We start from the raw sequence: 22778 nt of genomic DNA, 5'->3' as shown, positions 1-22778 counted from the left end.
CTAGGCGAGTTCGCCGTCGTTCATGGCAAAGTCGCGCGGACCGATGTGTACGGGCGCGGCGCGGCGCGGTTCAATCGGACCGCCGGCGCCGCCGTCGGTCAGGCGGCGCACCTTGTCGATCATGGTCAGCGTGGCGGCTGGCGTATGTTCGCTGTCCAGGATCGCTTCCATGATGCGCAGCATGATCCACGGATCGATGTCTTCACGGCGGCCGGCCGCGTCTTCCGGCGCCACGGTCTTGATGCGGAAGTGGTACTGGCCCTGCTGCAGCAGCTGCGTCGCCAATGCGTAGAGGTAGCTGGCGTCGGCGCGCGGTGCGCGTGGCCGGACAAAGTTAAAGGTCGGCAGCGCCTGGCGCGGCACGTCATGCAGCACGGCCGCCTGCCAGATATCGTTGGGCAAGGATGCGTAGACGTGGCTGGGATCGTAGCGCTCGCGCATACGCACCAGCACATCGCGCGACATCAGTGAGCTGGCGCCGCTGATGAAGGTCAGGCCGGCAAACGCTTCCGGCGCATTCAGGCGGCCCACCGGACCGGCAAAGCAATTCTCCGGCGCGATGTGGTCCAGCACCGTGCACAGGCCACGGAAATCCACCACCGAGGTAATCGTGGTCTGGTACAGGAAGAACGGCGCATCGCGCGTGCGCAGCAGGTAGTCCTGCACCAGCACCTGGCGGTAAATCCAGCGCGCGTTTTCCGACTGCGACCACACGCCGCTGGTGTTATAGCCTGCCGCGCCCTGGAAATCGCCGCCGATGCCGACCAGCAGGTCGTGGCCGTCGGACATGACCTCGCCGCGTTTCAGCTTGTCCGACCAGCGCACGAAGATGACTTCGATGCCGGGGAAATGGCACATATAAAACTGCCACAGCGCGCGCGCGTGGCGGAACACCGGCAATTCGTCGCCGTAACCGATGGTGACGACCAGGTTGGGCCGGGTGGTCTGGGCAATGCGGGCCAGCAGGCTGGCGTTATCGTTGGGGCTCGTAGTCATGCCGCGAGTCTAACAAAAAGCGTCCTTCAGAACAGGACAAAATCATCATTGTTGTTCGGCAGCGACCGCAGCACCTGGCCCAGCGGACTGCGCCACAACAGGTAGGCCGCAGCGGGAATCAGCAACAGCAAAGCAAACATCATGTTCTCCTTTGTTTCGCACACCTGTGCGAAATTAGCCGTGAAAAATGCGCCGTCCACTGCGGCGCACCGGGGTTTATTCCAGATCGTTAAAGCTCTTGTAGGTCGATATCAGCCGGCTGAAGGCGCGCTGCATGTGGCGCCGCGCCTGTTCGTCGTGCAGGAAGCGGGTGTCATGGATCAGCCCCACCACCAGGCTGTAGATTTCATACACCAGCTGGCCTGCATCGGTGTCCGGCCGCAGATGGCCCAGCTCCATGGCTTGCAGGATGGTCTTGCGCAGCGAGGCCCGCCAGGCTTCGACGCCACGGTGCAGGCGGTCGCGCAGCGGGCCTTGCTGGTCATCGAACTCGAACGCGCCCGCGCTGTACAGGCAGGAGTTGTGCAAGCCCTCTTCCGCCACCCGGCGCGACCAGGCGTTGACCTGGGCGAGCAGGCGCGGCAAGCCCTTGGGCAGCTGCAGCGACGGCAGGAAGATCTCGGCCGCAAAGCGGCGGTCATACTCATCCAGCACCGCTTCCTGCAAGGCCTCCAGCGAGCCGACACGCGAAAACACCCCGCTCTTGCTGATGCCGGTGCGCTTGGCCAGTTCACCGAGCGACAGCTTGCCGATGCCATCCGCCGCCGCCATGGCCATGGCGGCGGCGATGATGGCGGCAAAGGTGGCTTCGCTTTTTGCGGTCAGGGTATCCATGGGCTGAACTTTAGCACACCTGTGCGAAACAGCAAGCAAAAAAAACGGCGCGTATTGCTACGCGCCGTTGCGGTCTCCTCCGGCCGGCTTATTTTGCCAGGCGCTTCTCGAGGTCGGCTTTCACTGCCTTTAGTTCTTCCGGCAGGCGGTAAGCCAGCTTGGTGAACAGTTCTTCATGCAGCTTCAATTCTTCGCGCCAGGCGTCCTTGTCGATCGAGGTGATGGTCTCGAACTCTTCTGGCGAGAACGGAATGCCGTCCCACTTCAGATCGCCAAAGCGCGGCGTGGTGCCAAAGATGTTTTCGATACCGCCGGCGGTGCCTTCGATACGTTCCAGCATCCACTTCAGCACGCGCATATTGTCGCCGAAACCAGGCCAGACGAAGTGGCCCTGCTCATCGGTGCGGAACCAGTTGACGCAGAAGATCTTCGGCAGCTCGGCGCCGTCGATCTTGCCGACTTTTTCGCCCAGGTTCAGCCAGTGCTGGAAGTAGTCGCTCATGTTGTAGCCGATGAACGGCAGCATGGCGAACGGATCGCGGCGCACCACGCCCATCTGGCCGGCAGCGGCAGCGGTGGTTTCGGAACCCATGGTGGCAGCCATGTACACGCCTTCCACCCAGTTGCGGGCTTCGGTCACCAGCGGCACGGTGGTCGAACGGCGGCCACCGAAGATGAAGGCCGAGATCGGCACGCCGGCTGGATCGTCCCAGGCCGGGTCGATCACCGGGTTCTGGGTCGCCGCCACGGTGAAGCGCGCATTCGGATGCGCGGCCTTGCTGGTCGACTCCGGCGTCCAGTCCTTGCCTTGCCAGTCGATCAGGTGCTGTGGCGCCGGCTTGCTCAGGCCTTCCCACCACACATCGCCATCATCGGTCAGCGCGACGTTGGTGAAGATGGTGTTCTCGCGCAGCGAGGCCATGCAGTTGTAATTGGTTTTTTCGTTGGTGCCCGGCGCCACGCCAAAGTAGCCCGCTTCCGGATTGATCGCGTACAGGCGGCCATCCTTGCCCGGCTTGATCCAGGCGATGTCGTCGCCGATGGTGGTGATCTTCCAGCCATTGAACGTGGTTGGCGGGATCAGCATGGCAAAGTTGGTCTTGCCGCACGCCGACGGGAACGCCGCTGCCACATAATGCTTCTTGCCTTCCGGCGATTCCACGCCGAGGATCAGCATGTGTTCGGCCAGCCAGCCGGTGCCGCCGTTCTGGGCGTCCTGGAAGCCCATATTGGAGGCGATACGCAGCGCGAAGCACTTCTTGCCCAGCAGCGCGTTGCCGCCGTAGCCCGAACCGAAGGACCAGATTTCGCGGGTTTCCGGGTAGTGCACGATGTACTTGGTGGCGTTGCATGGCCAGGCCACATCTTTCTGGCCGGCTTTCAGCGGTGCGCCCACGGTGTGCACGCAAGGGACGAACTCGCCGTCGGTGCCCAGCACGTCGTAGACGGCTTTGCCCATACGGGTCATGGTACGCATGTTGACCGCCACGTAAGGCGAGTCCGACAGTTCCACGCCAATGTGGGCGATCGGCGAGCCCAGCGGACCCATCGAGAACGGCACCACATACATGGTGCGGCCGCTCATGCAACCGTCGAACAGCGGGCTCAGGGTGGCGCGCATTTCCGCCGGGTCCATCCAGTTATTGGTCGGGCCGGCTTCTTCCCGGGTGCTGGAGCAGATGAAAGTACGGTCTTCCACGCGGGCGACATCGGTCGGGTCCGAACACGCCAGGTAGGAGTTGGGACGCTTTTCCTGGTTTAGCTTTTTCATGGTGCCGGCGGCAACCATCTCCGCGCACAGGCGGTCGTACTCTTCTTGCGAACCATCGCACCAGTAGATGCGGTCCGGTTTCGTCAGGGCAGCGATCTCGGCCACCCAATTGATGAGCTTTTGCTGTTTGATGTAAGCTGGGGCGTTCAATGGCGCAACGCCACCCATCACAGGTTGATTCATGGTACCTCTCCAATGCTAATTAAGAATTCGGTAGCGCGGGATCGTCGTCAGCTTATGGCTTGCGCTCAGAGGTCCATTCGAAAATGGGTCGGCGGTTCTACGGCGGTCTTGCGCGGCCCGGATCTGGTCGACGGGCCATGGTTTGGTGGGCCGATTGTACACCCCTCAACAAGGCTTCCATACAAAAATGTAGGAGAATTGGTTGACTAAAGTAGTAAGCTATTCAAGGTCTCCACCAGACTGTTATTTCCCTACGAAATTTATTCAAAAATCGCTTATCTCACATGAAAATCGCAATTCTTGACGATTACCAAAATGCAACTCCAGGCTTGAAAAGCTTTCAGTTGTTGGCAGACCACGAAGTAAAAGTGTTCAACAGCAGCACCCGCGGGCTGGGCCAGCTGGCCCTGCGTCTGGCGCCGTTTGATGCGCTGGTGTTAATCCGCGAGCGCACCGCGTTCAACCGCGCGCTGCTGGCCAAGCTGCCCAATCTGAAGCTGATTTCGCAGACCGGCAAACTGGCCGGCCATGTGGATGTGGCGGCTGCCACCGAACTGGGCATCGCAATTGCCGAAGGCGTGGGTTCGCCGACCGCACCGGCCGAACTGACCTGGGCGCTGATCATGGCGGCCGCCCGCAAGATCGTGCCGTATGCGAACAACCTCAAGGAAGGCCTGTGGCAGACCGCGTCCATCAATCCGCAGCTGAACGGGCTGGGCTATGTGCTCAAGGGCCGCACGCTGGGCATCTGGGGCTACGGCAAGATCGGCCAGCTGATTGCCGGCTACGGCCGCGCCTTTGGCATGCAGGTGCTGGTGTGGGGCAGTGAGGCCAGCCGCAACAAGGCGGTGGCGGATGGCTGCACGGCGGCGGCCTCGCGCGCGGCTTTCTTTGCGCAAGCCGATGTGCTGAGCCTGCATCTGCGCCTGAACGACGCCACGCGCGGCATCGTCAGCGCAGACGACCTGGCCCAGATGAAGCCGGACGCGCTGTTCGTCAATACCAGCCGCGCCGAGCTGGTCCAGGCCGATGCGCTGGAACAGGCTCTGCAGAAAGGCCATCCCGGCTATGCGGCGCTGGATGTGTTCCCCTCCGAACCGCTGGATGCGGGGTCGCCGCTGCTGCGCATGCCTACCGTGCTGGCCACGCCACACCTGGGCTACGTCGAGCAGGACAGCTACGAGCTGTACTTCCACCACGCGTTCAGCAACGTGGTCGCGTTTGCGCAAGGCACGCCGGCCAATCTCCACAATCCGGACTACGCGGCCAACGCCCGCTAGTCCGTCTGCTCCGGGATGCCGCTCAGATTGATGCGCGGCGTGGGCATGGCGTGCACCTTGCTCCACAGGCCGGCCCAGCCGGGCGGCCAGCTGATGTCCGGTCCGGCGTAAGGCGGCAGCGCAGCGCGCACCGGCACTACGGGCACGGACGGCATCTCAAGCAGGGGACCGCCTTGGGGACGCTGCATGTCCAGGCTGTACATATAGCCGGGCAGCAGCGCATCGCACACGCTGGCAAACCAGGCCGTGTGGTCTTCATCGCGGCCCAGCGCCTGGGCCAGCCCTTGCGGATCGAACTTCGCCAGCGCGTGGATCAGCTCCTCCGTGGTGGCGCCGGGCGAGTCGCCCCAGCCCATCACCGGATTGACGTTGTAATCGGCGCCCGAGCCATACCAGCCCTCGCGCCAGGCGCGCTGCATCCAGTCGCGCGGCCCCGTGAACAAATGCCAGCGCCAGTGCAGACCGGACGGCTTGGGCCAGGAATACAGATACAGCTTCTGATAACCGGCCTGGTGCAGTGCACGCACCACCGCCATCAGACGCGCATGGGGCATGCGGTCGGGCGGGGCGCGGCGGAACAGGATCGCCTCGCCATCGGCAAACTGCACTTCATCGGTGGACAGGTTCAGATCAAGCGTGCGCGACTCGCTGCCGAAGCGCGCGGAAATCCAGCCGGTCAGCAAATTGACCGTCGTGATCACCCCGTAGCCACGGTGGCGGTGGAAAATAACAGTGCCGGGAGCAAGCGCTTTCATAGGGAGTCAACACACAAAGAAACCAATATAGCTGCTGTCTGCCGAGTTTTCCAGTGCATTTCAGCAGCATTTGATGGCCGTGGTTTAGGTTATGATGCACATCATTTTTCATTCGCCTGAGCTTTTACCATGACCCTGCGCATCCTCGCCACCGGCGGCACTTTCGACAAACACTATAACGAACTGAACGGCACCCTGGGCTTTGCCGAAAGCCACGTGCCCGAGCTGCTCAAGCGTTGCCGCCTGACAGTAGACGTAGCACTGGAGCAGCTACCGCTCATGGATTCGCTGGACATGGCCGACGCCGACCGCGCGCGCATCCTGGCCTCGTGCCAAGCGGCCAGCGAGCAAGCCATCGTCATCATCCACGGTACCGACACCATGCCGCAGACGGCCGCCGTACTGGGGCCGGCCAACCTCGGCAAGACCATCGTCCTGACCGGAGCCATGATACCGTATTCGATTGCCAACTCCGACGCCATGTTCAACCTCGGCTTTGCCGCCGGCGTGGCGCAGACGCTGCCGGCGGGCGTGTATGTCGCCATGAACGGCAAGATCTTCGCCTGGGACAACGTCCAGAAAAACAAAGCCGCCGGCGTCTTCCAACCCCTGTAAACCATCCGGGGTCAGTTCTTGCAATCCAACACGGCCTCAGCCATTAAAGGCATTAAAGGCAGAGCTCGTGTTGGATTGCAAGAACTGACCCCGGATTTTTATTTGCGGGGAGGAACCAGGTGCTGCGGTGTGTCGGGTGCGTAGAGGTTGAGCTGTACGCTATGGCTTGCCGCCGATTCGCGTAGCGCGTCCAGGCCCGGTGTGACGATGTCGGGATGGTAGGATGCCAGCGCTTGTGCCAGGTCGCGGACGCGCAGGCTCAGCGCGCTGTGGACCGGGGCGGTTTTGGCGGCGCTTAGCGCGGCCATCTGCGCCGTGCTGAGGCCCGCTGTCTGCGCGGTCGTAAACACGTTCGCCTGGACGCTGCTGAAGGCGCTGATCTGCGTGGTCGACAGCACTTTCAGCTGGGCGCTGCTCAGCGCACGCAGGTCGGCCGTTTCCATCACCGCCATGTCTTCCGTCCCCAGCGCGCTCAGTACGGTTTTGGTCAGCGCGCCCACTTGGGTCACGGTCAGCGCGACGATTTGATCCGTGCTCAGCATGGCCGCCTGGGTGGAGCTCAGGCTGGCGATCACTTGCGTCGACAAGCCGCCAAACTGCGCCGTGCCAATGGCCGCCATGTCGCGCGTGGACAGCGCCTGGTATTGACGCGAACTCAAGCCGGCCATCTGGCGCGACCCCAGCGCCGCAAACTGTTCGTCGCTCAGCGCATCCAGCGAAGCCGTACTCATGGCGCCGATCTGGGTGGCGGTCAGCGCGGCCACCTGATCGGTCTGCAGCACCGCCAGCGCGCTGGTCGACAGCGCGGCGATCACGCTGGTGTTGAGCACGGCTATATCTTCGGTATCCAGCGCGGCGACGGCGCCCGTGTCCAGCGCGCGGAACTGGTTGCTGCTCAGGACGCTGGACTGGGCCGCCGTCAGCGCATGGATCTGGTCGCTGGACATGGCGCGCAACTGGTCGATGCGCAATCCGGCAATCGCCAGCGGCCGCAACGCAGCGATTTCTTCCACCTGCATCTGCGCCATCACGGCACTCGACAGCGCGGCGATGTGCTGGCTGCCCAGCCCGGATGCCTGCGCGGTGCTCAGGCCAAGGATCTGGTCGCTGCTCAGCACGGCAAACTGGCGTGTGCTGAGGCCCGAAATCGCCGTCGCAGTGAGCGCCGCAAAGTCCTGCGTCTCCAATGCCGCGATCACGCTGGTCGACAACGCGCTGACCTGCACGCCACTCAGGCGCGCCACCTGCTCGGTGGTCAGCGCCACTGCCTGGTCAGTCGTCATGCCGGCCAGCGCCGTGGTGCGCAGCTGGGTGATCTGGTCCAGGCTCAGGTAGCTGATGTCGTGCGCGGCGCCGCCCAGTGCGGCAAACTGCTGCGCATTCAGCGCACCGATAAACGTGGCAGGCAGGGCGCTCAGGTTCTCGGCCTGGATCGCCGCCAGGTTGGCGGTTGACAGGCCGCCCAGCTGGGTCACGCTGAGGCTGGCGATCTGCCTGGTAGTCAGCGCCAGGAACTGCTCGGTGCGCAGGGCGTTCAGGCTGGCCGAGCTCAGCGCCGCGATCTGGCGTGGCGTCAGTGCGGTGATCTGGTCCGGATTCAGCACCGCCAGCAGACGCGTCGCCAGACCGGTGATCGCCAGCGGCCCCAGCGCGGCCAGTTCTTCGTTGTCCAGCGCCGCAAAGGTGTCGCTCGACAGCACATTCAGCTGGCGGCTGGTCAGCGCACCGATCGCGGCCGTGCTCAGCGCGTGCAGGCGGCCGCTGTCGAGCGCCTGTACGTGCTGCGTGCCCAGCGCGCCGATCTGCATGCTGTTGATGGCGCCGAGCTGGTCGCTGTTCAGCGCCAGCACCTGGTCCACGCTGAGCACGCCAATCTGGTAAGCCTTCAGCACGGCGATGTCGCGCGTTTCAATCGCTGCCATCTCGGTGGCGCTGAACGCCGACAGCATGGCGGTGTTCAGCGCCGCGATCTGGTGCGTGCCCAGCGCGACGATCTGGTCGGGACGGAACATGTCGCCGCCCGGTTCGCGCTTGTTGGGCATCACGCGCAGCTGCTGCACCGTCAGCGCGGCGATCTGGTCGGAGGTCAGCGTGTGGATCTGCGCTGCCGTCAGCGCGCGCAGCTGCATCTCGCGCAGCACGGCCAGTTGCTGCGTGTGCAAGGCGGCCAGCGCCTCAGGACTGACGCTGCCCAGGCCTTTCGGGCTCAGTACCAGCGCCTGCGGCGTGGTCAGCGCCGCCACCTGTTCCGGCGTCAGCGCCGACATCAAGTTGGTGGACTGCGTCGCCAGTGTCAGCGGATACAGGCCAAGGGCCGCCACATCCGCTGTTTCCAGCGCGGCGACACTGGCGCCCGGCAGGGCCAGCAGCTGGGCGCCGCTGAGTGCGCGGGCCTGGGTGGTGGTCATGGCGACCAGATAGTCGGTGGAGAGCGTCGCGAGGTCGGCGGTGGTAAGGCTGGCGATCAAGCGCGTACCGCCGGCCGCAAACTGCGCGGTCGTCAAATTACGGTCAATACTCATAGGTTTTCCTTTTTTATCGAACGCTGAAGTGGATCGGCGGACGCCCCCAGCCCGCCGCACACGCGGCTAGCCGGGGGAAAAGGAAATTACGCGCGTGGCAGCGCCAGCATGCCGGGCGTGGCGGAGGACTGCAATGCCTTCAGGCGCAGGCTGTCAGAGTCGCTCTGCGCGGCGCTGGCGGTCAGTGGCGCGCCATATTGCTGCAGCGCTGCCGCCAGGCGCGCGCTGTGCGCCGCCAGCTGGCCGGACGCTGGCGCAGGCGCCGCTTGTGCCGCCGTGAACGATGACAGCGCGTGCGCCATACCGCTCACATTGCTGCTCAGGCCTTGCGCGAACCAGACATCGGCCGCCGCATGCGACTTGCCATCGTCGGTGGTGTAGCTTGAGGTCAGGCCGATCAGGTTGCCGTGGTCGACCGCGTTGCCGCGCTGGACGTCGAGCTTGAGGCTGGTGATATGCAACTCGGCCAGTGTCTTCAGCTCGCCGGCCTGGCTGACGCCATCCGCGTCCGCATCCACCCACACGCGCAGGTCGCCAAACAGCGCGTCTTTGGCATCCACCACGCCATCGCCATTGCTGTCGATCGCGGCCAGCGCCACATAGCCGTTGGCGGCCGTGCTGCCGTCCGCCAGGCGCGTGGCCGAACCAAACAGTTCGCTGCCGTCGTTGATGATGCCGTCATGGTTGCGGTCCAGCGCCAGCAGGCCGTCGCCGGGGCCGACCCAGCCCGTGGCACCCCGGCTGCCGCTGGCGGCCAGGTCGAACTGCACGCCCGCCTCCAGGCCCAGCGTGCGGATGCCGTTGCCGTCCAGGTCCAGCACCAGCGGCGTGACGAACGGCATCGCCGCTTTCTGCTCGGCGCTGAAGGCCGCCTGCTGGCTGTCGGTCAACGCATGGTACTGGTCGGCGGTCATGACATGGGTCTGGCGCGTGCTCAGCTGGCGCAACTGATCCAGGCTCAGCGCGGTCATCTGGAATGGCGACAGCGCACGGATCTGCTGCGTGCCGAGGCTGGCGATATCCCACACATCGATGGCGCCCAGGTTAGCCTGGCTCAGGTCGGCAATCAGCGCGGTACTCATGGCGGCCAGCTGGGTGCCGGTGAAGGCCGAGATCTGGGCAGAAGTGAACTGGTTGACGTTGCTGCCGGGCTGGATCGCGGCGACCTGCTGCACCGTCAGCGCACTGATCTGTTCAGCGGTCAGCGCCAGCAGCTGCTGTTCGCTCAACGCGCGGATCGCGCCCGTGCCCAGCATGGCGACATCGACCGGCTCCAGCGCCGCCAGCGAGGCCGGCTGCAAGCGCGCGATGGCGACCGAATTCAGCGCCGCCACCTGCGCCCCCGTCAGCGCCTTGAGCTGCGTGGTGCTCATCGCGGCCAGCAGGTTGCCATCCTTGGCGGCGGCGTTCAGGAACAGCGGATTGATGGCAGCCACATCCTCCAGATCGAGGAACACCACTTGCGACGCGCCCAGCGCGGCGAGCTGGGCGCTGCCCATGGCGGCGACCTGGGTTGCGGTCAGCGCGGCAATCTGGCTGCTCTTCAGCGCCAGCAGCTGCTGGGTTTTCAGCGAGGCGATCACCGACTGCTTTAGCGCGGCGATATCCTCGGCCTGCAGGGCGGCCACCACGGTCAGCGGCAAGGCCAGCATCTGCCCGGCGCTCAGCGCTGCCGCCTGCGCCGGGGTCAGCGCGGCGACCTGCGCGGTGGTCAGGCCGGCAAAGGCCTTGGTGGTCAGCGAAGCTACCTGTTCAGGACTCAAGGCCGCAAATCCTTGCGTACCAATGGCCGTAAGCTGGTCCGAGGTGAGGCCGGCAATCGTGCCCGGACTGACGGCGCCCAGCGCGGCGGTATTGAGCGCACCCACTTCGGCCGGCGTCAGGCTGGCAAACTGGGCGGCAGTCAGCGCGCGGACCTGGTCGGCGCTGAACGCGCCAAACTGGTCGATGCTGAAGGCGTCCAGCTGCGCGGTGGTCAGCGCGCGGATTTGCGCCGTGCCGATGGCGGCAATCTGTGGATTGCTCATGCCGCTGAGGAAGCTCTGCGACAAGGCAGTGACTTGCTTGACACTGAGCGCCGCCACCTGCGCCGCGCTCAGCGCCGCACGCTGGGCATTGCTCAGCGCCTGCAGGGCGCCGGTGCTGATGGCGGCGATCTGCGCCGTCGTCACCAGGCCGAAGTTGACCGCCTCGCCGCTCGCGCTGGCGCCCAGCGCCACGATCTGGGCCGCGGTCAGCGCCGCCACCGCTTGCGTGCTCAGCACGCCAGTGTCCTCGTTCAGCGCGTTGATGGCGGCCGACGACAGCGCCACCGTCTGGCGCGAACCCAGCGCACCGACCTGGTCACTGCTCAACGCCGTGATCTGGCCCGGTTGCAGCGCGCCGATCTGGCGCGAGCTCAGGCTGCTGATCTGGCGCGTGGTAAAGGCCAGCAGCTGGTCGCCATTCAACTGCGTCAGCGCGCTGGCGGCCAGGCCGGTCAGCGCCTGCGTACTCAGGACGGCCAGGCTGGCGGCGGACAAGCCGGCCACGCTGGCATCGTGCAGGCCGCCAATCTGACGGCTGCTCAGCACGGCCACCTGGGCCGTGGACAACGCGGCCAGCTGGCCGGCGCTGACGGCCCCCATCTGCGCCGAGCTCAGGCCGGTGATGGCGCCGGTCTGCAGCGCCGCCACATCTTCCGCTTCCAGACTGCCCACGGCGGACAGCGACAGCGCGCCCAGCTGGCTGCTGGTCATCACTGCGGCCTGGCTGACCGTGATGGCCACCGCTTGTGCATTGGTCAGGCCGCTCATGGCGCCCGAACCCAGCGCGGCAAACTGGCCCGTGGTCAGCGTGCCGAACTGGTCGCCGTTCAAGGCGGCCAGCTGCGCCGACGACAGGCCACGGATGGTGGCAGTCTTGAGCGCGGCGATATCTTCCAGGTCAAAGGCCGCCACATCGGCGCCCGGCATCGCGGCCAGCTGGGCGCTGCTCAGCGCCGCCACCTGGTTCGACGTCAGCGCGGCGGCCTGCGCCGCACTGAGGCCGGCCATGGCCTGCGCGCGCAACGCAGCGATCTGGGCCGTGGTCAGCGAGGCAATCGCGGTGGCGCCGCTGCCGTAGGGATCATTGCCCAGTACGCTCAACTGCGCCGCATTCAACGCCGCAATCGCTGCGGTTTTCAGCACTGCCAGATTGTCGGTGCTCAGCGACGCCAGTGCGCGCGTGCTCATATTGCCCAGCTGGATCGCGTTCAGCGCGGCAGCCTGGGACGATCCCAGGCTGATCAGCTGGTCACTGCCCAGCGCATTAAGCTGGGCGCTGCCCAGCACGGCGATCTGGTTGGTGCCCAGCCTGGCCACCTGGTCGGTGCTCAAGCCCGTCAACGCACGGGTCGACAGGCCGGCAATCACGCTGGTGTTGAGCACCGGGATATCGCTGAGTTCCAGGCCCTGCACGCCATCCGAACTCAATGCCGAGAACTGGGCGGCGGTCAACGCCGCGATCTGGCTGCTGGTCAGCGCCGTTACCTGTTCACTGCTGAGCACAGCAATCTGGCGCGAATTCAGGGCCCGCACGGCCACCGTGCGCAAGGCCGCCAGGTCGGCGGTTTCCAGCGCCACGATATCGTCCGTGCTGAACGCGCCCACCTGCAAGCTGCTCAGCGCGGAGGCCTGGGTGGTGCTCAACGCAACGATCTGGTCGGTGGTGAGCTGGCTGATGGCGCGCGTGCCAAACGCGGCCAGCTGCGCCGTGGTCAATGCGCCAAACAGATTGCCGCCAGGATTGGCGCCCAGCGCCGCCAGCTGCGACGTGTTTAATGCCAGCAGCATGGCCGTGCTCAGCGCCTGCATGCCATCGCTGCCCATGGCAGCGATATCTGCCGCCGTCAGGCCCGGCAGGTTACGCGTGTTGAGGCCGGCCAGCTGCTTGCTGCCCAGGCCGGCGATTTGTTCAGGACTCAGCGCCAGCAGCTGGCGGCTGCTGAAGACGCCAAACTGTTGCGAGCTCAGGCTGTTGAGCTGGTCCGTGCTCAGCGTCGCCAGCAGATCGCCCGGCAAGGCCGCCAGGAACGCCGGCCCCATGGCCGCCAGGCCACTGGTGCCGAAGCCCGCGATCACATTGGTCGGCAACGCAGCCAGCTGGCCGGTGCTCATCGCCAGGAATTGCGGGCCGGTCATGGCGGCCAGCTGGTCGCTGCCCAGCGCCGCAACCTGTGCGGTGTTCAATGCGGCAATCGCCGAGGTCCGCAGCGCGGCAAAATCCACGCCCTCCATGGCGGCGATCACTTGCGTGCTCAGCACGCGCACCTGGTCGGCGCTGAGCGCGGCAGCCTGGCGCGAGGTCAATGCAACGGCTTCTTCCGGCGTCAGCCCCAGCAGGGCGCTGGTACGCAGCGCGGCAATCTGCGCCGTGCTCAATACCTGGATGTTCTGCTCCAGCACAGTCAGTTGCGCCGAGTTCAGCGCGCCGATGGCGCCCACGCTCAACGCGGTCAGGCCGGTGCTGCCCAGCGCTGCCACCACGTCGGTGCTCAGGCCCACTACCTGGCGCGAGCCCAGTGCAGCGATCTGCATGGTGCGCAGGCTGCCCAGTTGCTCCAGCGTCAGTGCGTTGAGCTGGCCGGCATTCAGCGCCGTCACCTGGCGCGTGCTCAGGCCGGTCAGCTGGCTGGTGCTTAGTGCCGCCAGCGCATCGGTGCTGATGGCGGCCACGGTGGCCGTGGTCAGCGCGCCCAGGTCGGCGCTTTCCAGGCCGGCCAGTGCGCCCGGCGTCAGGGCGGCAAACTGGCGCGAGTTCAGCACGCTGGCTTGCAGCGTGGTCAGTGCCGCCACCTGCTCCGCGCTCAGCTGCGCCATTTGCGCCGTGCTCAGGCTGGAGATGGCGCCCGTGTTCAATGCGGCCAGGTCGGCGGACTCCAGCGCTGGCACCAGCTTGGTCGCGATGCCGGCGATCTGGGCGCTGTTCAGCACTGCGGCCTGGGCCGTGGTCAGCGCCACGATCTGCTCGTTGCTGATGCCGGCCAGCGCGCCCGAACGCAGCGCCGCGATCTGTGCCGTGGTCAGCAAGCCAAACAGGCTGCCGCCCGGATCTTCGCCCAGCGCCGACAGCTGCGCCGAATTCAGCGCCGCAATCGCGCTGGTGTTCAGCGCGCGCATGGCGCTGCTGCCCAGTACGGCCACCTCGTCAGTGCTCAAGGCCGTGATCTGCTGCGAATTCAGGATGCCCACCTGCGCCGTGTTCAGCGAAGCGATTTGGGTCGCATCGAAGGCTGCGATCTGTGCCGTGCTCATCACGGCAAAGTGGCGCGAGCTCAGGCCCGTCAACTGGTCGACGCTGAGCGCGGCCAGCAACGCCGGCGTCAGCAATGGCACGGCGCTGGTAGTCAATGCCGCCAGCCCGGCGCTGGACAGGCCGACGATGGTGCTGCTGGTCAGGGCCGCCAGCTGGCGGCTGTTCAAGGCAGCGATCTGGCCCGTGCTGAACGCGGCCAGCTGGTCGCTGCCCAGCGCGGCAACCTGTGCTGTCGACAAGCCCGCCACCACATTGGTGCGCAGCACCGCAATGTCGCCCGCCGACAGGCCATGCAGGGCGCTGGTCGAGATGGCGCTGACCTGGCTGCTGCTCAGCGCCGCCACCTGGCGGGTGCTCATCTGCGCCAGTTGGGCGCTCGTCATCGCCACCAGCGCGGTGGAGCGCAGGGCGCCGATCTGCGCCGTGCTCAGCGAGGCGATCGCACTGTAGTCGCTGCCGCCCAGCGCACTGAATTGCTGCGAGCTCAACGCGGCCATCGCCGCTGTGCTCAGGAAAGGCAAATCGTTTTCATCGAGCGCGGCGATATCGTCCACGCCCAGGCCCGCGAACTGGCGCGATCCCAGCACGCTGAGCTGCGCAGTACGCAAGTTGGTGATCTGGTCGCTGCCCAGCGCGGCAAACTGCGCGCTGCCCATGGCATTGATCTGCTGGGTGGACAGGGCACGCAGCTGGTCGCTGCTGAGCTGACCCAGCACGCCGCCGCTCAATTGCGCGATGGCAGCCGTGCTCAGCGCAGCCAGGCCGGACGCCGCCAGGCCCGTCAGTACTGCACTATTCAGCGCCACCACCTGTCGCGTACCGAGCGCCGCCAGCTGCGCGGTGGTGAACCCTGCGAGCTGGGTGGAATTCAGTGCGGCCATCTGGCGCGTCGACAGGCTGGCGATCGTGGCAGTCTTCATCGCGCCAAGGTCGGCGGCTTCCAGCACGGCAAAATTGTCGGAACTCAGCAAGGCCAGCTGCGCCGACGTCAGCGCCGCTGCCTGCAGCGTGCTCAAGGCGATGGCCTGGCTGGTGGTCAGCGCGCTGACCTGCTTGCTGCCCAGCCCGGCAATGACTTGCGTGCTCAAGGCGGCAAAGCTGACGTTGCCAATGGCCTGGATGTCGGCACTGGACAGGACGCCGAACTGGCGGCTGCTGAGCGCGGCAAACTGCTGGCTCTGCATGACCGCCATATCGTCGGGCTGCAGCAAGGCGATATTGGCGGTACCCAGTGCAGCGACATCGGCCGTTTCAAACACGGCAATGGCGCCCGGGGCCAGATTGCTGAAGGCACGGGTGCCCAGTGCTGCAACCTGGGCAGTGGTCAACGCCACGATCTGGGCACTGCTCAGCATGGCCATCAGCGCAGGCGACACGGCACCGGCAGCATTCAATACGGCAGGTTTCAGGGCAGCGATGTCCTGGGTGGCCAGGGTCGCGAAATTGGTCGGGGACAGGACGGACAGCTGCAAGCTGCTCAGAGCGGCGGCGTGATCGGTCCGCAGTCCAGGAATCTGGCTGCTGATCAGATCACGAATGTCATCGGTTGACCATGCAGCAATTTGCTGGGTGGTCAGATTGGCGATCTGTTGACTCGTCAGGCCGATGGGTCCGCTCATAGGAAGTTCCTTTTTTGCTAAGACTATTCACTATAGCAGAATTTCAGGTAATTTCCTCAGGGAAATGCGACTTTTTTTACCATTTCACCATATAAAAATGCCGCAAAATCAATGACTTCGCGGCATTTTTTACTGAATGGCAAAGAAGTTCAGGCCTTGGCTTCGCCGCCCAACGCTTCGACCACGTCGGCCATCATCTTCGCCAATTCGCCGGTCATCAGCATGAAATCGCCATCGAAACGCTCGTCGTCATTGCGCACGCCGGCGTCTTTTTCGTCCAGCACGTCGAGCGGCTTGACGCCCTTGATCGCCAGCGATTCGGTCAGCACGAAGGAGATCTTGCTGTCCCAGGTCATGGCCAGGCGGGTGCACTGCTTGCCGTTGGCAATGTGGCGGCGCACTTCTTCCGGGTCCAGCGAGTGCTTCACGTAACGCACGGCCGCCTTGCTCTCGCCGGTGGCGCGCAGTTCGGTATCCATGTCGACGGTGAAACCAGCTGGCGCCTCATCGGTTTGCAGCCATTCGGTCATCACGCCCACCGGCGAGCGCTGCACGCGCAGGCTTTCCAGCGGCATGCGGTCGACTGCCTTCAGCAGCAGCTTGATGACTTCATCGGCCTTGGCCGGGCTGGCGGCATCCACCACCAGCCAGCCATTGACCGGATCGATCCAGGTCCAGACATTGCTGCGGATCGAGAACGCGCGCGGCAACAGCTCATCGGCCACGCGTTCTTTCAATTCTTTCATGGCTTTTTTGCCGGGAGCGAAGCCCTGGGCTTCTTCCATCTCGGCAGCGCGCGCCTTGGCTACCTGATTGATGACGCTGTTTGGCAGCAGTTTCTTCTCGGCGCCCAGCAAGATCAGCATTTGCTTGTTGACTACATGCACCAGGCCACCGTTAGGACGCGGCGTGTCCCAGCCCTGGCGCAGCAATTCATTGCTGCTGGCCGGCGTGAAAGCCTGGGTCGCCAGCGCGGCTTCCAGTTGTTCGGGGGTATAGGCCCAAGGGGCCGGCAGACGGTAAATCTGTAGATTCTTGAACCACATAAAGTTGACAGGCCTTGTTTCGGAGATTGCAAAAGAGCGCCATTTTACACGCTGATACCGGCCCGGGCTCAGGCAAATAAATCGCCTTGCACCGGCTGTGGTATCCGCGCCATGGCGCCGGGAGGTTCCAGTGCGCTGGCGCGCACGCCCAGCAGGCGCAGCTTGCGTTGCAGCGGCACCCGCTTCAGACATTCACGCGCCGCGTGCAGGATCTGGTCGGCATCCGCCACCGGTAACGGCAAGGTGACATTGCGGCTGACGATCTGGAAATCGTCATAGCGCAGCTTGACGGCAATGGTGCGGCTGACGTAATTCTTGCGCTTTAAATCTTCCGCCAGCCGCTCGCACAGCCGCACCAAAATGGCCGAGAGCGCATCGCGGTCCTGGCGCGCATGCAGGTCGCGTTCAAACGTGGTCTCGCGCGACATCGACTTGCTCTCGCGGCTGGTGGAAATTTCCCGCTCGTCGATGCCGTGCGCCGCGCGCGCCAGCCACGCCGCGTAATGCGCGCCGAAATAATCCTGCAGCAGCCCCTGGTCGGTATGCGCCAGCTGCCCCACGGTTTCGATGCCCAGCGAAGCCAGCTTGGCGGTGGCCTTGGGACCAATGCCGTTCACCTTGCGCACATTGAGCGGCCAGATGCGCGCGGGGATGTCTTCAAACCCCAGCACCGTCAACCCGTTCGGCTTCTCCAGATCCGAACAGATTTTCGACAGCAGCTTGTTGGGCGTGACGCCGATCGAACAAGTGAGGCCGGTAGCATCCAGCACCGCCTGCTTGATGCGCGCCGCCAGCGCACGCGTTTCGCCTTCCACATGCGTGAGGTCGGCAAAGATTTCATCAATGCCGCGGTCCTCGATATCCGGCGCAATGCTGGCCACCGCTTCCTTGAACAGCCGCGAATAGTGGCGGTAGGCGTCAAACGTGGCCGGCAGCAATATCGCATCCGGCGCCAGCTTGGCCGCCTTCATCATGCCCATGGCCGAACCCACGCCAAACGCGCGCGCTTCGTAGGTGGCGGTCGTGATGACGCCGCGCCCCACGTAATCACGCAGGCGCGCAAACACATACGAGCCATCTGCGCGCTGCTCCGGCGCATGGCCGCGTCCACCAATGACCACGGGCTGGCCGCGCAGCTGCGGATAACTCAACAGCTCGACCGACGCGAAAAACGCATCCATGTCGATGTGGGCAATGCGGCGCTCGGCTTCAGCCATAATGCAGAACGATTACTGGGAATGCATACAGTATCCACGGAAACTGCCCTGACCGCAAGTTGCTAATGCTACACTGCAACAATGACCAAACGCCTGACCACCGTTTTGCTGGCCTGCTGGCTGCCGCTCGCTGCGGCCCATGGGGCATGCCCGCCCGCCAGTGTCGGTCTGAGCGACCTCGGTTACTCGGCTTTCCGGGACGGCGCCAGCTTCCGCGGCAGCACCGTGGATGTGCTGGCCGAAATGCGCAAGCGCAGCGGCTGCCAATTCCATATCCGCTGGTATCCGCACGGCCGGTTATACGCGCAATTCTTCAACAACGAGCTGGACCTGACGGGCGCATCGCTGCGTACTCCGGAGCGCGACCGCTATGGCGTCTGGCTGCCGTACACCTCCACCCAGTTTGAGCTGCTGCTGTTGAACAAGCACGCCGGCAAGTTCCGCAGCCTGGCCGATTTTGTCGAGCACAGCAAAGCCCGCCTCAACGTCACGCGCGGGATTTCCTATTCTACCGCCACGGCCGTGCAAATGGACCGTCTGCAAAAGCTGGGCCGGCTGGAATACGTCAACGATTACAGCGTGGTGTTCCGGAAAATTCAGGCCGGCCGCGCGGAAGGCACGCTGGCGCCGCCCGCCATCCATGTGCTGCACCAGCGCGCGTTCGGCATGATGGGCAAGATGACCGGCACGCCGTTTGCCGAATCGCCGCGCGCGCTGGTCGGCATGTATGTTTCCAACAAGGTGCCGCCCAAGGTCCTGCAAGCTTATGCGGACACGCTGCGCGCGATCGTGGCAGACGGCACGGTGCAGCGTATTTATGCACGCTATCTGGGCGAAGACATCACGCGCCAGATTTTCAGCAGCGGCACGCACGACATCCTCGACGCACTGCCAGCGCACTAGCACCGCTAGCGCTGCTTGAACCAGTTGGCCGTGGCCTCGTCGGCCGGGAAGAAATTTTCCACACGCAGTTCATGCACTGTCACGTCATGCGGCGTGCCCAGCGTGGCGATGGTGGTGAACAGATTCAGCTCCACGCGGTCCTTGCGCAAGGTCATGGGCAGAAAAGGCAAGGCGCGGCGGTCCAGGTTGGGAATGCGCGGCATGCCGGCGATGCCGGGCAGCGCCAGCAGATCGCTGAGCAGCACCGTGGCTTCGCTGCCGGGACCATCACTCATGGCTTCGCGCTGTATCCACAACAGCAGGTCGGCGCTGACGTCTTCCCAGTTGGCGAGATAGGGACGCAGGCCGTTCGGGTCCAGCGTCTGACGGATCACGTTGAGCGAGCCGTCGGTGGGCAATTGTGCATCGGGTGGCAGGCCGTGCAGCCAGCGCAGCATGTGCAGCGCCGGCTCGTTCAGCATCAGCAGATTCCACAGACGGTCCACCACCAGCGCAGGATACGGCGCCTGCTGCGCCAGCATGAATTCCAGCGCCTGGCGCACCGCCTTGAGTTCCGGGTCGGACAGATTGCGTTCCTGGTAGGCCGGTGCGAAACCTGCGGACAGCAGCATGGCATTGCGCTGGCGCAGTGGCACCTCTAGCACCATGCCCAGCTTGAGGATCAGTTCCTTGCTGGGCTGCGAACGGCCGCTTTCCAAAAAGCTGATGTGGCGCTGGGAGATTTCGCTCTCGGTCGACAAACGCAGCTGACTATAGCCGCGCTTGCCGCGCCAGTACTTGAGCGCTGCGGCAAAGTCGCTGAAATATTCGGTGGCCGCGCTCATGCCGCATCCAGGAACGTCAGCAGGTCGTCGTTGACGCGCTCTGTGTGGGTGACGAACATGCCATGCGGTGCGCCTTGATACATGCGCAGTTGCGCGTTGGGCAGCAGCGCCGCAGTCGGTTTGGCGGTGAGCTCGAACGGGGCGCTGACATCCTGGTCGGCGGCGATCAGCAACACTGGCGAGCTGATGCGCGCCAGCTCGGCGCGGAAATCGGCGCTGGCCAGCGCGCGGTTGCATTCCACCAGCGCCTGCAGCGACGCGCCCAGCGCCAGTTGGCGCAACCAGTTGGCGATCCCAGGCGAGGTGTCCGGTGTCAGGAACGGCGGCATGTTCTCGTCTATCCAGGCCGGAAAATCGCGGCCCAGTTGCTGCGTGCGGAAGAACGCCAGCAGCGCCGGATCGAGGCCATCGGGATTGCTGTCATCGCGGCAGATCATCGGCGTCATCGTGCCGAGCAGAGCGACGCGCTTGACCCGCGCCTCACCATGGCGGCTCAGGTAGCGGACGATTTCATTGCAGCCCATCGAATGGCCGACCAGCGTGACCTGCTCCAGGCCCAGCGCATCAATCACGGCGGCAATGTCATCGGCCAGCGTATCGAAGTCGTAGCCGCGCCCAGGGTCGCTGGAACGGCCATGGCCGCGGCGGTCGAAGGCGATGCAGCGCAGGCCACGCTGCGACAGCGCCAGCATCTGGTACTGCCACATGTCAGACGGCAGCGACCAGCCGGCGATGAACAGCACCGGCTCGCCCTGGCCCCAGTCACGGTAGAACAGATCGACGCCGTCGCCGGTACGGATAAAACCTGGTGCGCTGATGGCGGACATGATGGTCTCCTTGAGAAGGCAATGATAAGGGGCGGCGGACTCAGGCTGCGTCCAGGAAGCCGGTGATGCTGGCCAGGCGGCCGTCCGGCGCTACTTTGGCGACGTCGGTGCCAAACGCGACCGGCGCACTACCCGGCGCCGCCAGCGACCATGAGAAGCGCACCACGTCGTTGTGGCCGTCCGGCGTTCCCGCCAGTTCGAAACGGTAGCCGGGGAACTGGCCCTGGGCGCCAGCGATCATGGCATCGATGCCGTCATGGCCGGCGCCGCGCATCATGGGATCGATATAGCTGGCATCCAGGCTGAAGGCCTTGGCGACCAGCGCGCGGCGCGCGGCGGCATCGCGTTCATTCCAGATGGCCAGGTATTGGGTGGCGATATTGGCTGCATTCATGATGTTCTCCTTGGTGAGTGGTAATGTCGTATCGACAGAAACCATTCTCCGGCAATGCCGGCACGGCGGCGATTACGTCCCAGGTAATCGCCGTACCGCAGCCACCACCAGCACCGCGCCGGCCAGCAGACTGGCGGCAATCAGATACATGCCGCTGGCGGTGCTGCCGGTGGCATCGCGCACCACGCCCACCAGGTAGGGCGCCACGAAGCCGGCCAGATTGCCAACCGAGTTAATCATCGCAATACCCGCCGCTGCGGCCGCGCCGCCCAGCATCGCGGTCGGCAGGCTCCAGAAGATCGGGAAGGTGGACAGGATGCCGGCCGTGGCCACGCTCAGCGCCGCCAGCGCGATCACGGTGTTGTCGCTGTAGACCGTGGCCGTCACCAGTCCCGCCGCGCCAGCCAGCGCGGCAAGCGCCGTGTGCCAGCGCCGCTCGCCGCTGCGGTCGGAATGGCGCGCGGCCAGTATCATCACCACTGCCGCCACGCAATACGGCACGGCGGACAGCAGGCCGATATCCAGCACATCGGTCACGCCGCTATTCTTGATGAGTTGCGGCAGCCAGAAACTTACGCCATACAAACCCATCACACAGAGGAAGTAGACCAGCGCCAGCAGCCACACCTTGCCGCTGCTGAACACCTGCGCCAGCGGCATATGCTGCTGCGCCTGGCGGTCGGCGGCGATCTCGCGTTCCAGCGTCTGCTTGTCTTGTTCGCTGAGCCAGCGCGCGCTGCGGATGCCGTCGTCCAGATAGAACAGCGTCCACACGCCGATCAGCACCGAAGGCAGGCCTTCGAGCAGGAACAGCCACTGCCAGCCGCTCCAGCCATTCACCCCTGCGAAGGTTTTCATGATCCAGCCGGACAGCGGACCGCCAACCACGCCCGCCACTGCCACGCCGCTCATGAACACCGCCACCATGCGCGCACGGCGCTGGGCCGGGTACCAGTAGGTCAGGTACAGGATGATACCGGGGAAGAAGCCCGCCTCGGCCGCGCCCAGCAAAAAGCGCAGCACATAAAAAGTCGTCACACTGCTGGTGAACATGAGCGCCGAGGAGATCAGTCCCCAGCTGATCATGATGCGGGCAATCCAGATGCGCGCGCCGGTGCGCGTCATCAGCAGATTGGATGGCACCTCGAACAAAAAATAGCCGATGAAGAAAATCCCGGCGCCGACACCGTACACGGCGTCACTGAATTGCAGGTCGGCCTGCATCTGCAGTTTGGCGAAGCCGACGTTGACGCGGTCCAGATAAGCGGCCACGAAGCACAGGAACAGGAACGGTATCAGCCGCGCGCTCACGCGCTGGTACAAGGGATCAAGGGTAGGATTCATGAAGCAATATTGACATCGCTGCACGAGGCCGCAAAACAATTTTCTAAATAATTTTCAAAACCCCTTGCGAAATCGTTTCGGTGCCCTGTAGAATACGGCCTCGTTCAGCAGTTGTAGCAGTTAAATGAAACAACGCTGACAAGTTTACTGGGTGCTTAGCTCAGTTGGTAGAGCGGCGCCCTTACAAGGCGTAGGTCGGGAGTTCGAGCCTCTCAGCACCCACCAGTAAAACTTGAAAAACGAATTGGAGCGGTAGTTCAGTTGGTTAGAATACCGGCCTGTCACGCCGGGGGTCGCGGGTTCGAGCCCCGTCCGCTCCGCCAATATTCAGAAGAAGGCCCGATGTTCGCATCGGGCCTTTTTCATTTCCG

The 22778-nt window shown here is 64.5% G+C and carries 15 protein-coding genes and 2 tRNA genes; 5 read left to right on the top strand and 12 right to left on the bottom strand.

All coding sequences use genetic code 11. The features are described from left to right. From GTP58_RS14340 to GTP58_RS14330, 3 genes are all read right to left on the bottom strand, one after another. Complete coding sequence (locus GTP58_RS14340) at nucleotides 1–996, bottom strand: hypothetical protein (RefSeq protein WP_161078007.1); 996 nt, start codon at nucleotides 994–996, stop codon at nucleotides 1–3. A 216-nt stretch (nucleotides 997–1212) separates the two neighbouring features. Next, the gene (locus GTP58_RS14335; protein WP_161078006.1) at nucleotides 1213–1830 is read right to left on the bottom strand and encodes a TetR/AcrR family transcriptional regulator; all 618 of its coding nucleotides are present in this window, start codon (nucleotides 1828–1830) and stop codon (nucleotides 1213–1215) included. An 88-nt stretch (nucleotides 1831–1918) separates the two neighbouring features. Beyond that, nucleotides 1919–3784 (bottom strand): phosphoenolpyruvate carboxykinase (GTP), encoded by a 1866-nt coding sequence (locus GTP58_RS14330; protein WP_161078005.1) that lies wholly within the window; start codon nucleotides 3782–3784, stop codon nucleotides 1919–1921. Nucleotides 3785–4068: 284 nt separating this feature from the next. Between GTP58_RS14330 and GTP58_RS14325 the strand changes: the two genes are divergently transcribed. After that, entirely contained in the window at nucleotides 4069–5064 is a 996-nt protein-coding gene (locus GTP58_RS14325; RefSeq protein ID WP_161078004.1) for a D-2-hydroxyacid dehydrogenase family protein, read from the top strand. Here GTP58_RS14325 and GTP58_RS14320 read toward each other — a convergent pair. Continuing rightward, nucleotides 5061–5819, bottom strand: coding sequence for an L-asparaginase (locus tag GTP58_RS14320; RefSeq protein ID WP_072783392.1), 759 nt, complete (start codon nucleotides 5817–5819; stop codon nucleotides 5061–5063). The genes GTP58_RS14325 and GTP58_RS14320 overlap by 4 nt on opposite strands. Nucleotides 5820–5948: 129 nt before the next feature. Between GTP58_RS14320 and GTP58_RS14315 the strand changes: the two genes are divergently transcribed. Next, complete coding sequence (locus GTP58_RS14315; protein WP_161078003.1) at nucleotides 5949–6434, top strand: asparaginase domain-containing protein; 486 nt, start codon at nucleotides 5949–5951, stop codon at nucleotides 6432–6434. Between the two features lie 98 nt (nucleotides 6435–6532). Here GTP58_RS14315 and GTP58_RS14310 read toward each other — a convergent pair whose 3' ends face one another. From GTP58_RS14310 to dinB, 4 genes are all read right to left on the bottom strand, one after another. After that, on the bottom strand, nucleotides 6533–8956 hold the full coding sequence (locus GTP58_RS14310) for a hypothetical protein (RefSeq protein ID WP_161078002.1): 2424 nt from the start codon (nucleotides 8954–8956) through the stop codon (nucleotides 6533–6535). 86 nt (nucleotides 8957–9042) lie between these two features. Beyond that, complete coding sequence (locus tag GTP58_RS14305) at nucleotides 9043–15852, bottom strand: S-layer family protein (protein WP_161078001.1); 6810 nt, start codon at nucleotides 15850–15852, stop codon at nucleotides 9043–9045. A gap of 149 nt (nucleotides 15853–16001) precedes the next feature. Continuing rightward, nucleotides 16002–16898 carry a recombination-associated protein RdgC gene (locus GTP58_RS14300; RefSeq protein WP_072783384.1) on the bottom strand — a complete coding sequence of 299 codons (897 nt, stop codon included), beginning with the start codon at nucleotides 16896–16898 and terminating at the stop codon, nucleotides 16002–16004. A 68-nt stretch (nucleotides 16899–16966) separates the two neighbouring features. Continuing rightward, nucleotides 16967–18115 (bottom strand): DNA polymerase IV, encoded by a 1149-nt coding sequence (gene dinB / locus GTP58_RS14295; RefSeq protein ID WP_161078000.1) that lies wholly within the window; start codon nucleotides 18113–18115, stop codon nucleotides 16967–16969. Between the two features lie 81 nt (nucleotides 18116–18196). Between dinB and GTP58_RS14290 the strand changes: the two genes are divergently transcribed. Beyond that, nucleotides 18197–19018: an ABC transporter substrate-binding protein gene (locus tag GTP58_RS14290; RefSeq protein ID WP_161077999.1), complete on the top strand. Its 822-nt coding sequence runs from the start codon at nucleotides 18197–18199 to the stop codon at nucleotides 19016–19018. A gap of 5 nt (nucleotides 19019–19023) precedes the next feature. On the opposite strand, the gene GTP58_RS14285 is transcribed toward GTP58_RS14290, so the two are convergent. The 4 genes from GTP58_RS14285 to GTP58_RS14270 form a co-directional block, all read right to left on the bottom strand. Next, a complete protein-coding gene (locus GTP58_RS14285; RefSeq protein WP_161077998.1) occupies nucleotides 19024–19842 on the bottom strand; it encodes a helix-turn-helix domain-containing protein in 819 nt (272 codons plus the stop codon). Continuing rightward, on the bottom strand, nucleotides 19839–20669 hold the full coding sequence (locus GTP58_RS14280) for an alpha/beta fold hydrolase (RefSeq protein WP_161077997.1): 831 nt from the start codon (nucleotides 20667–20669) through the stop codon (nucleotides 19839–19841). The genes GTP58_RS14285 and GTP58_RS14280 overlap by 4 nt, the downstream gene beginning before the upstream one ends. 40 nt (nucleotides 20670–20709) lie before the next feature. Next, on the bottom strand, nucleotides 20710–21063 hold the full coding sequence (locus tag GTP58_RS14275) for a nuclear transport factor 2 family protein (protein WP_072783374.1): 354 nt from the start codon (nucleotides 21061–21063) through the stop codon (nucleotides 20710–20712). A gap of 72 nt (nucleotides 21064–21135) precedes the next feature. After that, nucleotides 21136–22407 carry an MFS transporter gene (locus tag GTP58_RS14270; RefSeq protein WP_161077996.1) on the bottom strand — a complete coding sequence of 424 codons (1272 nt, stop codon included), beginning with the start codon at nucleotides 22405–22407 and terminating at the stop codon, nucleotides 21136–21138. A 149-nt stretch (nucleotides 22408–22556) separates the two neighbouring features. Here GTP58_RS14270 and GTP58_RS14265 point away from each other — a divergent pair. Together GTP58_RS14265 and GTP58_RS14260 are read left to right on the top strand one after the other, a co-directional pair. After that, a tRNA-Val gene (locus tag GTP58_RS14265) sits at nucleotides 22557–22632 on the top strand. A 21-nt stretch (nucleotides 22633–22653) separates the two neighbouring features. Beyond that, nucleotides 22654–22730, top strand: a tRNA-Asp gene (locus GTP58_RS14260). Nucleotides 22731–22778 lie beyond the last annotated feature (48 nt).

It is taken from the genome of Duganella sp. CY15W, assembly GCF_009857555.1.
GTDB lineage: Bacteria > Pseudomonadota > Gammaproteobacteria > Burkholderiales > Burkholderiaceae_D > Rugamonas > Rugamonas sacchari.
This window is presented reverse-complemented; position numbering and strand designations above follow the sequence as displayed.

What these genes read in the sequence shown, in the direction of transcription:
- GTP58_RS14320 (WP_072783392.1), bottom strand. Translation starts at nt 5,819, where the DNA reads ATGAAAGCGCTTGCTCCCGGCACTGTTATTTTCCACCGCCACCGTGGC.
- GTP58_RS14280 (WP_161077997.1), bottom strand. Translation starts at nt 20,669, where the DNA reads ATGTCCGCCATCAGCGCACCAGGTTTTATCCGTACCGGCGACGGCGTC.
- dinB (WP_161078000.1), bottom strand. Translation starts at nt 18,115, where the DNA reads ATGGCTGAAGCCGAGCGCCGCATTGCCCACATCGACATGGATGCGTTT.
- GTP58_RS14310 (WP_161078002.1), bottom strand. Translation starts at nt 8,956, where the DNA reads ATGAGTATTGACCGTAATTTGACGACCGCGCAGTTTGCGGCCGGCGGT.
- GTP58_RS14285 (WP_161077998.1), bottom strand. Translation starts at nt 19,842, where the DNA reads ATGAGCGCGGCCACCGAATATTTCAGCGACTTTGCCGCAGCGCTCAAG.
- GTP58_RS14275 (WP_072783374.1), bottom strand. Translation starts at nt 21,063, where the DNA reads ATGAATGCAGCCAATATCGCCACCCAATACCTGGCCATCTGGAATGAA.
- GTP58_RS14330 (WP_161078005.1), bottom strand. Translation starts at nt 3,784, where the DNA reads ATGAATCAACCTGTGATGGGTGGCGTTGCGCCATTGAACGCCCCAGCT.
- GTP58_RS14340 (WP_161078007.1), bottom strand. Translation starts at nt 996, where the DNA reads ATGACTACGAGCCCCAACGATAACGCCAGCCTGCTGGCCCGCATTGCC.
- GTP58_RS14300 (WP_072783384.1), bottom strand. Translation starts at nt 16,898, where the DNA reads ATGTGGTTCAAGAATCTACAGATTTACCGTCTGCCGGCCCCTTGGGCC.
- GTP58_RS14335 (WP_161078006.1), bottom strand. Translation starts at nt 1,830, where the DNA reads ATGGATACCCTGACCGCAAAAAGCGAAGCCACCTTTGCCGCCATCATC.
- GTP58_RS14325 (WP_161078004.1), top strand. Translation starts at nt 4,069, where the DNA reads ATGAAAATCGCAATTCTTGACGATTACCAAAATGCAACTCCAGGCTTG.
- GTP58_RS14270 (WP_161077996.1), bottom strand. Translation starts at nt 22,407, where the DNA reads ATGAATCCTACCCTTGATCCCTTGTACCAGCGCGTGAGCGCGCGGCTG.
- GTP58_RS14305 (WP_161078001.1), bottom strand. Translation starts at nt 15,852, where the DNA reads ATGAGCGGACCCATCGGCCTGACGAGTCAACAGATCGCCAATCTGACC.
- GTP58_RS14290 (WP_161077999.1), top strand. Translation starts at nt 18,197, where the DNA reads ATGACCAAACGCCTGACCACCGTTTTGCTGGCCTGCTGGCTGCCGCTC.
- GTP58_RS14315 (WP_161078003.1), top strand. Translation starts at nt 5,949, where the DNA reads ATGACCCTGCGCATCCTCGCCACCGGCGGCACTTTCGACAAACACTAT.